This window comes from Clostridium bornimense, from assembly GCF_000577895.1.
Lineage (GTDB): Bacteria > Bacillota > Clostridia > Clostridiales > Clostridiaceae > Clostridium_AN > Clostridium_AN bornimense.
This window is the reverse complement of the sequence record NZ_HG917868.1, coordinates 1,465,899-1,478,826: the sequence shown is the minus strand read 5'-3', so window position 1 is coordinate 1,478,826 and position 12,928 is coordinate 1,465,899. Positions and strand designations below refer to the sequence as shown.

General features: G+C 27.6%; 12 protein-coding genes. 10 read left to right on the top strand and 2 right to left on the bottom strand.

Annotated elements, in window-relative coordinates; genetic code table 11:
• Positions 1–203 precede the first annotated feature (203 nt).
• Together argF and CM240_RS06520 are read left to right on the top strand one after the other, a co-directional pair.
• Positions 204–1,208: an ornithine carbamoyltransferase gene (argF, locus tag CM240_RS06525; RefSeq protein ID WP_044037569.1), complete on the top strand. Its 1,005-nt coding sequence runs from the start codon at positions 204–206 to the stop codon at positions 1,206–1,208.
• 119 nt (positions 1,209–1,327) lie between these two features.
• Positions 1,328–1,531: a hypothetical protein gene (locus CM240_RS06520; protein ID WP_044037567.1), complete on the top strand. Its 204-nt coding sequence runs from the start codon at positions 1,328–1,330 to the stop codon at positions 1,529–1,531.
• A 109-nt stretch (positions 1,532–1,640) separates the two neighbouring features.
• Here CM240_RS06520 and CM240_RS06515 read toward each other — a convergent pair whose 3' ends face one another.
• Positions 1,641–2,204: a DUF1836 domain-containing protein gene (locus CM240_RS06515; protein WP_044037566.1), complete on the bottom strand. Its 564-nt coding sequence runs from the start codon at positions 2,202–2,204 to the stop codon at positions 1,641–1,643.
• A gap of 157 nt (positions 2,205–2,361) precedes the next feature.
• Between CM240_RS06515 and trhA the strand changes: the two genes are divergently transcribed.
• The 8 genes from trhA (at position 2,362) to CM240_RS06485 (ending at position 12,162) form a co-directional block, all read left to right on the top strand.
• Positions 2,362–3,009: a PAQR family membrane homeostasis protein TrhA gene (gene trhA, locus CM240_RS06510; protein WP_044037564.1), complete on the top strand. Its 648-nt coding sequence runs from the start codon at positions 2,362–2,364 to the stop codon at positions 3,007–3,009.
• A gap of 176 nt (positions 3,010–3,185) precedes the next feature.
• Complete coding sequence (locus CM240_RS06505; protein WP_044037562.1) at positions 3,186–5,276, top strand: glutamine synthetase III family protein; 2,091 nt, start codon at positions 3,186–3,188, stop codon at positions 5,274–5,276.
• Between the two features lie 148 nt (positions 5,277–5,424).
• A complete protein-coding gene (locus tag CM240_RS17215) occupies positions 5,425–5,601 on the top strand; it encodes a DUF896 domain-containing protein (protein ID WP_084485385.1) in 177 nt (58 codons plus the stop codon).
• 87 nt (positions 5,602–5,688) lie between these two features.
• Positions 5,689–5,865 carry a YtxH domain-containing protein gene (locus CM240_RS17460; protein WP_156930518.1) on the top strand — a complete coding sequence of 59 codons (177 nt, stop codon included), beginning with the start codon at positions 5,689–5,691 and terminating at the stop codon, positions 5,863–5,865.
• A 198-nt stretch (positions 5,866–6,063) separates the two neighbouring features.
• Positions 6,064–7,377, top strand: coding sequence for a helix-turn-helix transcriptional regulator (locus CM240_RS06500; RefSeq protein WP_044037560.1), 1,314 nt, complete (start codon positions 6,064–6,066; stop codon positions 7,375–7,377).
• Between the two features lie 9 nt (positions 7,378–7,386).
• Positions 7,387–8,625 carry a helix-turn-helix domain-containing protein gene (locus CM240_RS06495; protein WP_044037558.1) on the top strand — a complete coding sequence of 413 codons (1,239 nt, stop codon included), beginning with the start codon at positions 7,387–7,389 and terminating at the stop codon, positions 8,623–8,625.
• 114 nt (positions 8,626–8,739) lie between these two features.
• Positions 8,740–11,325: an ATP-dependent chaperone ClpB gene (gene clpB, locus CM240_RS06490; protein WP_044037556.1), complete on the top strand. Its 2,586-nt coding sequence runs from the start codon at positions 8,740–8,742 to the stop codon at positions 11,323–11,325.
• A gap of 60 nt (positions 11,326–11,385) precedes the next feature.
• Positions 11,386–12,162, top strand: coding sequence for a polysaccharide deacetylase family protein (locus tag CM240_RS06485; protein WP_051483732.1), 777 nt, complete (start codon positions 11,386–11,388; stop codon positions 12,160–12,162).
• A 10-nt stretch (positions 12,163–12,172) separates the two neighbouring features.
• On the opposite strand, the gene CM240_RS06480 is transcribed toward CM240_RS06485, so the two are convergent.
• Positions 12,173–12,922 (bottom strand): type 1 glutamine amidotransferase, encoded by a 750-nt coding sequence (locus CM240_RS06480; protein WP_044037553.1) that lies wholly within the window; start codon positions 12,920–12,922, stop codon positions 12,173–12,175.
• Between the last annotated feature and the right edge of the window lie 6 nt (positions 12,923–12,928).

Here is a 12,928-nt window from a genome sequence, read left to right as displayed (position 1 = left end):
CAATTATTATGATGAACTCTTCCATGAAAATTAATTTGCCTACATAATTATATCCTAATTTTAATATATTCAATAAAGTTTATTTCAAAACAATATCTTATTTGACATAAAAGGAAAGATATGATATATTATGTATAAATATTATTTATTTATGCATAAATATTCAGAGTAGCGATATATATCTTAATAAAGGGGGGCTATATATGAATTTAAAAGGAAAGAGTTTATTAACGCTGAATGATTATTCAAAAGAAGAAATTATATATTTACTTGAAGTAGCTAAAAAGTTGAAGAATGATAAAAAATTAGGTTGTGAAAATCAATATTTAAGAGGGAAAAATATTGCACTAATTTTTGAAAAAGATTCTACAAGAACAAGATGCTCTTTTGAAGTAGCGGCATATGATCAGGGAGCACATACAACATATTTAGGTTCTACAGGATCACAGGTTGGAAAAAAAGAGTCAATAAAAGATACAGCTAGAGTATTGGCTGGAATGTATGATGGAATTGAATTTAGAGGATATTCACAAAAGTCAGTGGAGGAGTTGGCTTTATATTCAAAATTGCCAGTATGGAATGGACTTACAGACGAAGATCATCCTACACAAATTTTAGCTGATTTCTTAACAATAGTAGAAACTTCCAACAAAAAATTAGAGGAGATAACATTATCATATTTAGGTGATGGACGTAATAATATGGCAAGGGCACTTATGATAGGTGCATCTAAAATTGGAATGACTTTTAAGGTTATATCACCTAAAGATTTAGTTCCTGATAAATCTTTTGTAGAGATGTGTAATACTAATGCTGAGGTGTCCGGAGGTAAGATTATAATTTCGGATGATATTGAAGATGTTAAAGATTCAGATTATATATATACAGATGTATGGGTATCAATGGGAGAAGATAAATCAGTATGGGAACACAGAATAAAATCATTAGAAAAATATAAAGTCACTATGGATATTTTAAAGAAAACTGGTAATAAAGACGTTAAGTTCATGCATTGTCTTCCAGCGTTTCATGATCTGAATACAGAAGTATCAAAAGAAATTTATAATAAATTTGGAATTAAAGATATGGAAGTAACTGATGAAGTATTTGAAAGTGAAGCTTCTGTTGTTTTTCAAGAAGCTGAAAATAGAATGCATACAATAAAAGCTGTTATGGTATCAACAATATATGGAGACATTCTAATATAAAATTAAGTTTATAAGATAGAGGATAGAGATATTTTCTATCTTATTTATTTTTGTATTTTGTAACTTATAGATTTCTGTAGAATATATTAAAAATAGGAAATTACAATAAGGGGTGTGAAATGGGAGATAGTTTATTAAATGCATATAAAAATGGTGAGTTAAATTATTATGGACCTAATGATTACTTAAATATAGGATATATCGAAGGAATAAACCCTAGACTTGCATTAAACTTACAAACAAACCCTAGATTAGCATTAAGATTAGAAACAAATCCATCATTAGCATTGAATAAAATATATACTGAAGAATTAACAGGCTGACAAATATATATTTTCTATGACATATTAAAGAAATGATAAAATTTTATATTAAAATAAATAAACTGTTTTGTAAAAGAAAAAAATATTACAAAGCAGTTTATTTTATTTATTAAATAGAATCTATTAAGAATTCAGAAATTCGTTTATATCTGATAGAGAGAGAAGAGGTAAGAAGAATATAGAGTAGCTTTTCTAAAAAACTTTGTTCAGTATGGTCTTCATATAAACTTTTAATCTCTTCTGTCATGCTATTAAAATCAACTTCATTAGAAAGTATATATTTATTTTTCATAAAAAGAAAGTCTGTATATATTTTTTGAATATCAAAAATTTCTGTGTTATTCTCATAATCTGTTACCAAAGGATTAAGAAGTTTTTTTATATCTGTAATAGATAAAATTTGTTTCAAATTATATATAAGAATCATCAATATAATATGATTTTTAGAGTATTTCTTTTTATTAGAGCTCATAAGAAGCTTACTTTTTGAATAATTATTTATCATAGTTTTTGTAAGAATTGCATCTTCTATATTTCTCTTAGATGAGGATAAATTTGTCTCAAAAAGTGATATAACTTGATCCATATATAAATCAATACTAGGTATTTCATCAATGGGGATGTCTGTAATAAAAATTGATTCTGGAAATTCAAATATTGCATTTTCGTTCATAAATATAAGCACCTACCTGTATGTTATTTATATATATTATAAAATAAAAAAAAATAAATAACAATTCATATTGTAGAAATTGAATGCATATGTTATTATGTATATATATTAAGACGTAGAAATGAAAACTACATGAAGTAGTATAGGAGGGGAAGGTATGTATTCTAAATTTAGAGAACCTATAAATGGAATTACTCACTTAATAGGTGCAATATTATCAGTTATAGGTATGTTAATTCTTATTATTAATAGTCAATATAGTGATAACAATAGTACATCTAAGATAGTTAGTGCCGTAATTTTTGGAAGCAGCCTAATATTATTGTATAGTGCATCATCTATCTATCATTCAGTTAATGCTAAGGAGAAAGTTATAAATGTATTAAAGAAGTTGGATCATTCTATGATTTTTGTTCTTATTGCTGGCACATATACTCCAGTTTGTCTTATAACATTAAATGGAGTATTAGGATATGTATGCCTGGCTATAGTATGGATTATGGCAGTCTCAGGAGTATTTTTAAAAATATTTTGGATAGAATGTCCAAGGGGACTATCAACAGGAATTTATATATTTATGGGATGGATGTGTTTAGTGTTTATATATCCATTATGGCAAGTTGTTAAATTTCAAGGAATACTATTACTTTTTTTAGGAGGGGTAATGTATACTATAGGAGGAGTAATTTATGGTTTAGAGAAACCTAATTGTTTCAAAGCATTAGGATTCCATGAGATATTCCATCTATTCGTAATGGCAGGCAGCTTATTTCACTTCATTTTTATGATGAATTTTGTTTTTTAAAATATATAAATTTAAAATAAATATAAAAAAGTATTTTACAAATGACTCATTATTTGCTAAAATATATACATAAGATAAAATCGATGAAAGCAATGGCGTTTTCAATTAACAGATAGATTTAGGATATAGATTTATCGTTATTTGAGGACGCCTTTTTGTTATAAGGAGAGATTAGTATGAGTGAATTAAATGAAATTTTTGGATCTTATGTATTTAATGATTCTGTAATGAAAGAACGTCTTCCTAAGGCAACTTATAAGGCTTTAAAGAAGACTATAGAAGAAGGAAAAACATTATCACCTGAAATTGCTGATGTTGTTGCTTCAGCAATGAAGGATTGGGCACTTGAAAAAGGAGCTACACATTATACACATTGGTTCCAACCAATGACAGGCATAACAGCTGAAAAGCATGACTCATTTATAAATCCAACAGATGATGGAAAAGTAATTCTTGAGTTTTCTGGAAAAGAATTAATAAAAGGTGAGCCAGATGCTTCCTCATTCCCATCTGGAGGATTAAGAGCTACTTTTGAAGCAAGAGGATATACAGCTTGGGATTGCACATCACCAGCTTTTGTAAAGGACGGTGCTTTATGCATACCAACAGCATTCTGTTCATATAATGGAGAAGCTCTTGATAAAAAGACTCCATTATTACGTTCTATGGAAGCATTATCTGTACAAGCTATGCGTGTATTAAAAGCAATTGGAAACACTACAGCAAAGAGAGTTATAACAACTGTTGGACCAGAACAAGAATATTTCTTAATAGATAAGAATTTATATGAAAAAAGAAAAGATCTTATTTTGACTGGAAGAACTTTATTTGGAGCTATGGCATCTAAAGGACAAGAATTAGAAGATCATTATTTTGGAACAATTAAAGAAAGAGTTTCAAGTTATATGAAGGAATTAGATGAGGAACTTTGGAAACTTGGAATTGCTGCTAAAACTAAGCATAATGAAGTTGCACCTGCACAACATGAATTAGCACCAATATTTTCAACAACTAATATTGCAACAGATCATAACCAATTAACAATGGAAATAATGAAGAAGGTTGCACTAAGACATGGATTAGTATGTTTATTACATGAAAAGCCATTTGCTGGAGTAAATGGATCTGGAAAACACAATAACTGGTCAATGGCTACAGATGATGGTGAAAATTTATTAGAACCAGGTAAGTCTCCAGAAAGTAATACTCAATTTTTACTATTCTTATCCGCTGTAATTGCAGCAGTTGATGAATATGCTGGATTATTAAGATTATCAGCTGCAAGTGCAGGAAATGATCACCGTTTAGGAGCAAATGAAGCACCACCAGCAATAATCTCTATTTTCCTTGGTGAACAATTAGACTCAATATTAAGAGAAATAGAAGAAGGAAAAGTTGCAAAAGCTGAAGAAGTAAGTAGTTTAGAAATAGGAGTTTCTACTTTACCATTACTTCCTAAGGATGCTACTGATAGAAATAGAACATCACCATTTGCATTTACAGGAAACAAATTTGAATTTAGAATGACTCCATCTGCTGCGTCAATTTCAGGACCAAACTTTGTATTAAATACAGCTGTTGCAGAAATCTTAGAAGGATTTGCTGATAGACTTGAAAAAGCTACAGATGTACAAGCTGAAATGATAGCTATTATTAAAGAAACAGTTAAAGATCATAAGAGAATTATCTTTAATGGCAATGGTTATTCTGATGAATGGGTTGATGAAGCAGCAAGAAGAGGATTACCAAACCTTACTAGCACTGTTGAAGCAACTAAAGAAATGATAAAAGAAAAGAATATGGCTGTTTTAGAGAAACATGGTGTATTAACTAGAGAAGAATCTCAATCACGTTATGAAATTACTCTTGAAAATTACTCTAAAACTATAAATATTGAAGCATTAACATCTATAGAAATGGTTAGAAGACAAATATTACCTGTAGCTGTTGATTATGCTACTAATTTAGCAGCTTCTATTAATGAAATTAAAGCTACTGGAATAGAAGTAAATACTTCTGTACAAGCTGATTTACTAGTTTCAGTTTCTAATTTAGCTGCATCTATAAAAGAAAAAGTTTCTGCATTAGAAAAAGCAGTTAAGAAAGCAGAAGTAATTGAAGATTCATATGAAATGGCGTCATCATATAGAAATGATGTATTTGCTAAGATGAATGAATTAAGAGAAGATGTAGACACTCTTGAAACTATAGTAGATTCTGAAGTATGGCCATTACCAACTTACTCTGAATTATTATTTAATATATAATAATTTAAATTATTTATAAAAAATAGGCTGTCGTAATACAAATACTAATTTGTTGGCGAGAGCCTATTTTTCTATATAAATTGATAATACACTAGTATTAGGTTATAATACAATTTGAATTATAATTTATATAGGAGTGAATTTTATAATGGATATGGATAAGATGATAGAAAGAATAAATTTTTTATATAAGAAAAGTAAAGAAGAAGGACTTAATGAAGAAGAAAAATTAGAACAACAAAAATTAAGAAGAAAATATATTGATATAGTAAAAGGAAATTTTGAAAATCAATTAGCAAGATATAAATATGAACCTAAAAATTAACTTTTATAGTGACTCCTTTTTATATATAAGAATATAAAAAAATAATATGTAAACAATAAATATATATTATTAAAAGGAGGAGTTAACATGAAAATGAGAGGAGTTACAACTTTAGGTGTAGGTATGATATTGGGAGCCATGGCAATGGCTACTGTTGTTCCTAATTTAGACAGAAAAACAAAAAGAAGAATTAATAAAATGGGAAAAAATGTAGCGTGTAAAGCTGAAGATTTATATTATTCAATAATTGATAATAGAATATAGTTATAAGATGCATCATAATATAAATTATGATGCATTTTTATAGAAAAAACAGAAAAGGATATATTTATTATAAATACAAAAAATATAAGAAAACTTGAATTTTTTTATAATTTTTTTGAATAATTGTGTAAAATATGTTATAATTAAAAAAGAAAAGAAGAGTAATGTAATAAAATGGGGAAAAGGAAGAGGTTATTTATGGAGATAATGTCTTTAGGAGAAAAGATAAAAAGACTTAGAAAAGAAAAATCGTTGACTCTTAAGGATTTAGCTGGAGAAAGAATTACACCAGGGCAAATAAGTCTTGTTGAATCGGGAAAGTCAAATCCTAGTATAGATTTATTAGAATATTTAGTGGCGTCATTGGGGACAAGTATTGAATATCTAATGGAAAGTGAAGAAAGTCAAGCTGAGAAAATATGCTACTATTATGAAAATTTAGCTGAAGCACATAGCATAAAAGAAGAATGGGATGAAGCAGAAAAGTATATTGAAGAATCATTACACTATTCTGATAAATACAAATTGGATTATAGAAAAGGAAAAAGTTTCTACCTAAAAGGGAAGATATATCTTGAAAAAGGTGATTTAGGAGAAGCGCAAAAATTCTTTTTAATGGCTAATGAAATTTTTGTAAAAGAATGTAATTATGAAGATGTTATTAATACGTTTTTGAATTTGGGAGCAATTACGTATACTCTAAAATCATATAATTCTTCTTTAACTTATTTTCAACAAGCAGAAAAGATTTTTATAGATAATGAAGTAGGAAATGATTTACTTAAAGGTAAAATATACTACTATTTAACAAAAATATATTTTAAAGTAGATGACAGCGAAAAGGCATTAAATTATGCAAACTTAGCTGTTGAAAAGTTTAAACAACTTGATAATAAAAGAGAATATGCAGAAACTTTAATGACTCTTTCAAAAGAATATATGAAGAAAGATAAGATAGATGTTGCAATAAAATATTCTAAAAGATCTTTGGAAGAATTCAATAAGGTTGAAAATGAAATTTTAGTTTCAAAAATTGAAAATGATTTAGGTAAGATTTTCTATTCTTATGATAACCTTAAGGAATCATTTATTAGATATGAAAAGGCAAAAGAATTGAGAGCTAAAAATGAAAAAGAAAAGGTTATAGAAACTTTATTAAATATTTGTACTAATTACATATATATAAAGGATGTCGACCAATGCTCAAAAGTCCTTCAAGAAATTGAGGAATATAGTCAGTATATTACTGATTCTCAAATGGTTGAGATTAATATGATAAAATATAGATTGTCAATGCTAAGAGGCAATGAAAAAGAGGCAGAAACATATCTATTACTTGCAGTGGGTTATGCAGAAAATAGAGGAATGACATATGAAGCAGCGCAACTACATATAATAATAAGTAATTTTTACATTAGTATAGGTGAAAATGAAGAATCTAAAAAATATTTAACTAAAGGTATTGAAAGCTTTAAAAAAGTTGGAATGCTGAATACTATAAATTATGAATAGGAGTATTTTATGGAGATTATTTCTATTGGACAAAAAATAAAAAGAGCAAGAATCTACGGTGGATATACATTAAAAGATATATGCGGAGACAAAATATCTGTATCTAAGTTGAGCTGTATTGAAAATGATAAAATAAAACCAGAACCATGGATTATGGAGTTTATTGCAGAAAAGTTAGATATGGATTATGATTATCTAAATAAAGATGTTGATAAACAAATTTTGGAACATTTAGATGAGATAAGTAAGAGAAACGATAAAGATGAAATAGTTAAGGGAAGAAAAGAAATTTTAAAAGCTTGTATGGAATTTGGACTAAGTGACATAGCTTATCTAGTTATGCATGAATTATTTTCTGGATATGTTGAAGATAAAAAATTTAATCAATGTAGATCTTTGATAAAAGAATATTATGATTTATCTGTTAAATATAAAAAAGATAAATACATATATTATGAAGATGTAGGAGACTATATATTAGCAGTAAAAGAATATATGCAAGCTTATAATTATTATTCACATGCTTTAAAATCATTAAGAGATGAAAAAGATGATCCTAAAAAAGAGATGGATTTATTATGCAAGATATTAGAATGTAATATAAGAGAAAATAATACTTTAGATGATGATATTGTTAATGAGTTACTATCTATAAGAAGCAAGAGTGCTGATGAAGAGTTATCATTAAAAACATATAGTATTTTAGGCTTATATTATAAAGTTGTTGGTGAAGTAGAAAAATATAATCAAATTATTTCATATATAAATACAAATGATTTAATTGATAAAGAAAGATGTCTTTTAGATATTGCGTATAACTTAAGAGACTTAAAAAGATATAAAAATGCTTTAGAAATATTAGATATTATTGCTAGTGAAGTTAATACAGTAAGTATAGAAAGCATCATTCTTAAAACAGAAGTATTATATTTAGACGCACAGTATAAAGATGCATTGGAGTACGCTGATAAGGTATTAAATGAATCTATTTTATCTAATGATGAAGACGAAATTGAAATGATATACTATTTAAAAGCTAAAATATATATTATTTTAGGAAATCTTCAAAAAGCTGAAATATATTTTAATATATCTTTAGATTTTATTAAGCGACTTAATAATAAAGAGGGTATCGTTACTAGATATATGGAAATGGGTGAATTATATTATAAAATAGGTGATTTTAAAGAAGGATCAAAGTGTTTTGATGCAGCGCTTAAAACAAAAAATAAATATAATATAGTATAATGAATTTAGGGAATAATATAAGGTCATGAAAATTATAAAATTTTTGTGACCTTATATTTTTATGTAAAATTTAAGTATATTTAGAGTTATAATATAATTAAAGGAGATGGTAAAATGAATGTAGAAAAACTTACTTTGAAGGTACAAGAAGCAATTAATGAATCACATAGTCTAGCTGTAAGATTGAACAATTCTCAGCTTGAGCCAATACATTTATTAGCCGCTTTATTGCTACAAGAAAATGGGCTAATTCCACTTCTAATTGAAAAATTAAAAATAAACGTAAATAGTGTAGTTAATGAAGTGAATAGTGAATTAGAGACGCTACCAAAAGTAAATGGAACAGGCGTTGGAAATTTATATCCTTCTAGAGATTTTGAAAAAGTATTTAATAAAAGTGAAGATATAAGAGAAAAGTTTAAAGACTCTTACATTAGTGCAGAACATGTATTTTTAGCATTAATAAAGGTAGATAGAAAGGTTAGAAATTTATTATCAAAATTTGATATTAATGAAGAAAAAATATTGAAAGTTCTAACAGAGGTAAGAGGCAATCAAAGAGTAGATAGTAATGATCCAGAAGGAACATATGATGCACTATCAAAGTATGGTAGAAATTTAATAGAAGATGCTAAAAAAAATAAAATAGATCCTGTTATAGGAAGAGATGAAGAAATAAGAAGAGTTATTAGAATTTTATCTCGTAGAACTAAAAATAATCCTGTTTTAATTGGAGAACCTGGAGTAGGTAAGACTGCAATAATTGAAGGGTTAGCAAATAGAATTTTAAAAGGAGATGTTCCAGAAGGTTTAAAGGATAAAATCATATTTTCCTTAGATATGGGTGCATTAATAGCTGGAGCAAAATATAGAGGTGAATTTGAAGAAAGATTAAAAGCAGTTTTGAAGGAAGTAGAAAGTAGTGAAGGACGAATCATATTATTTATTGATGAAATTCATACTATAGTTGGTGCTGGAAAAACTGATGGAGCTATGGACGCAGGAAACTTAATTAAACCTATGCTTGCAAGAGGGGAGTTGCATTGTATAGGGGCAACTACATTTGATGAGTATAGAAAATATATGGAAAAGGATAAAGCATTAGAACGTAGATTTCAACCAGTTACCGTAGAAGAACCTACTGTTGATGACGCTATATCAATTTTAAGAGGCTTAAAAGAAAAGTTTGAGATTCACCATGGTATAACTATTAAAGATAATGCACTAGTAGCTGCTGTAAAATTATCTAGTAGGTATATACAAGATAGATATTTACCAGATAAAGCTATTGATTTAATAGATGAAGCTTGTGCAAAAATTAGAAGTGAAATAGATTCTATGCCTACAGAACTTGATGATTTAAAGAGAAAAATTATGCAATTACAAATAGAAAAAGAAGCTTTAGGAAATGAGGATGACATAAAGTCTAAAGAAAGATTAGAAGAAGTTGAAAAAGAATTGTATAACTTATCAGAACGTGATAGTGAATTATCTATTAAATATTCTAAGGAAAAGGAAGATATAATTGAGTTTAAAAAGTTAAAAGAGGAATTAAATAATGTTAAGGCAGAAATAGAAAGATGCGAGAGAGAATATGATTTAAATACTGCTGCACAATTAAAATATGGTGAATTGCCTCGACTAGAAAAGCTTATTAAAGAAAAAGAAGAGCTAATTAAGGAGAAAAAAGAAGATTCACTTCTTAAAGAAGTTGTAGGAGAAGAAGAAATTTGTGATATTGTTTCTATGTGGACTGGAATTCCTATATCTAAGTTGGTAGAAGGAGAAAAAGAAAAATTATTGCATTTAGAAGAAGAGATTAAAAAAAGGGTAATTGGACAAGATGAAGCTGTAGTTGCTGTTTCTAATGCTGTTATAAGAGCAAGAGCAGGTCTGAAAGAAGAAAATAGACCAATAGGATCTTTTATTTTCTTAGGACCAACTGGTGTAGGTAAAACTGAATTAGCAAAGACATTGAGTGAGCAGTTATTTGATTCAGTAGATAATATGATTAGAATTGATATGTCTGAATATATGGAGAAATATGCTGTATCTAGATTAGTTGGAGCTCCTCCAGGATATGTTGGATATGAAGAAGGTGGTCAATTAACCGAAGCAGTTAGAAGACATCCATACTCTGTAATATTGTTTGATGAGATAGAAAAAGCTCATGAAGATGTATTTAATATATTTTTACAAATACTAGATGATGGTAGACTTACAGATAATAAAGGAAAAACTATTGACTTTAAAAATACTATAATTATAATGACTTCTAATATTGGTTCTAGTTATTTACTAGAAAATGAAGGTGATGAAATTAATGATAAAGTAAAGAATTTAGTAATGGATTCTTTAAAATCAAGGTTTAAACCTGAATTTTTAAATAGAATAGATGATATAATAATGTTTAAACCATTAAACAATAGTCAAATAGGAAAAATAATAAATATATTCTTAAGAAATGTTAAGTCAAGACTAGCAGAAAAAGATATAAAGCTTGAAGTTACTGATGATGCTCTAAATCTTATTGCCAATGAAGCATATGATCCTCATTATGGTGCTAGACCACTTAAGAGATATATTGTAAATACAATAGAAACAACTTTATCAAAAATGATTATAAGAGGTGAGCTACAAAATAATTCAATAATTAAGATTGATGCTGAAAATGGAAATCTTAAATATATGGTTCAATAACATATAAAATAATAAAAGTGGGATACTATAATAGAAACTTTTAATTTTGGAGATGATTAAATGAAAAAAATTATAGCTATCGCACTTTTATTTATAACATTTTTTTATCCTATGAACAATGTTCTAGCAGAAGATAATATAGAGAGCGAGAGTGAAAAAAAGGTAGTATATTTAACTTTTGATGATGGACCAAGTAAAAATACACCAGCTGTATTGGAAGTGCTAAAAAAGCATAATATTAAAGCTACATTTTTTGTTGTAGGAGAACAATTTCAATACTTTCAAAATGAATTGAAGGAATTATTAGAATCTGGAAATCCAGTACATATTCATTGTTATAGACACTCAAACTGGATATATGGCTCACAAGATAATTATCGTTCTGACTATGAAAAGTGCAAAGAAACATTAAAGTCCTATGGATGGCAAGAAACAAAGTTTGTTAGATTTCCAGGAGGATCATCTAATAAATATAGAAAAACAGCTGCATTTAGAGATATACGACAATATATAGTTGGCCATGGGCTTTATTATGTAGATTGGAATGTTTCAGCAGAGGATGCTATTCATAGTATGTTATCACCAAATGAAATATTATGTAATGTAAAAAAGTATAATAAGGATTCTAATACTGCTGTTGTACTTATGCATGATGGAGGAATGAATAAAACAGCAGCTGCTGGATTAGAAAAAGTAATTGAGTATTTTAAAAGTGAAGGATATGAATTTAAGTGTATGGATGATGATATTAGTGAAGAAGAAATTAAATTACTTATGGGGAAAAGTGTAGTAAATAAATTTAATAAAGAAAAGACTACGGCAAATGACTTGCCATAGTCTTTTCTCTCTATATTCCTGAATTAGTTTTTTTAGATTTTATGCGATTTATGATAAAGTCTTTACCTTTTAATTCAAAAGAATCATCAAGAGGAGATAGTTCTATCTCCTTGTTATATTTTAATTCTAAAGCAGTAGCAATCAATCTATCAGCCATTTCAGGGTTCTTAGAAAGAAATGGTCCGTGGAAATAAGTGCAATATGTATTTTTATAAATACATCCTTCATAGCCATCTTCACCATTATTTCCATAACCTTCAATTACTTTGCCTAATGGAGATAATCCATCACCTAAATAAGTTCTACCAGAGTGATTTTCAAATCCTACATATGTTTCAGAAAAATTAGAGTTTTCAATGATAGTATTTCCAATAAATCTTTTTTTACCAGCTTCAGTATAAATATCTAGTATATCTAATCCATCTATTTTTTCTCCATTTGGAGCAGTATAGTACTTTCCAAGCAATTGATAACCACCACAAATAGAAAGTAATACTTTACCTTTTTCTATATAGTTCATCAATTCTTTTCTCTTATTCTCTTTAAGGTCTGTAGAAACAATAGATTGTTCAAAATCTTGACCGCCTCCGAAAAATACTATATCAAAATCATCACTGTTAAATTCATCATTTAAAGAGATATTATGAATATTAACAGATATATCTCTTTTTTGGCATCTGTCCTTTAATATAAGTATATTACCTAAATCACCATATACGTTCAATAAATCAGGATATAAGTGACATATATTAATTTCCATAACATC

Coding starts and splice junctions, on each gene's coding strand:
- argF (WP_044037569.1), top strand. CDS start 204: ATGAATTTAAAAGGAAAGAGTTTATTAACGCTGAATGATTATTCAAAA.
- CM240_RS06520 (WP_044037567.1), top strand. CDS start 1,328: ATGGGAGATAGTTTATTAAATGCATATAAAAATGGTGAGTTAAATTAT.
- CM240_RS06515 (WP_044037566.1), bottom strand. CDS start 2,204: ATGAACGAAAATGCAATATTTGAATTTCCAGAATCAATTTTTATTACA.
- trhA (WP_044037564.1), top strand. CDS start 2,362: ATGTATTCTAAATTTAGAGAACCTATAAATGGAATTACTCACTTAATA.
- CM240_RS06505 (WP_044037562.1), top strand. CDS start 3,186: ATGAGTGAATTAAATGAAATTTTTGGATCTTATGTATTTAATGATTCT.
- CM240_RS17215 (WP_084485385.1), top strand. CDS start 5,425: ATGGATATGGATAAGATGATAGAAAGAATAAATTTTTTATATAAGAAA.
- CM240_RS17460 (WP_156930518.1), top strand. CDS start 5,689: ATGAAAATGAGAGGAGTTACAACTTTAGGTGTAGGTATGATATTGGGA.
- CM240_RS06500 (WP_044037560.1), top strand. CDS start 6,064: ATGGAGATAATGTCTTTAGGAGAAAAGATAAAAAGACTTAGAAAAGAA.
- CM240_RS06495 (WP_044037558.1), top strand. CDS start 7,387: ATGGAGATTATTTCTATTGGACAAAAAATAAAAAGAGCAAGAATCTAC.
- clpB (WP_044037556.1), top strand. CDS start 8,740: ATGAATGTAGAAAAACTTACTTTGAAGGTACAAGAAGCAATTAATGAA.
- CM240_RS06485 (WP_051483732.1), top strand. CDS start 11,386: ATGAAAAAAATTATAGCTATCGCACTTTTATTTATAACATTTTTTTAT.
- CM240_RS06480 (WP_044037553.1), bottom strand. CDS start 12,922: ATGGAAATTAATATATGTCACTTATATCCTGATTTATTGAACGTATAT.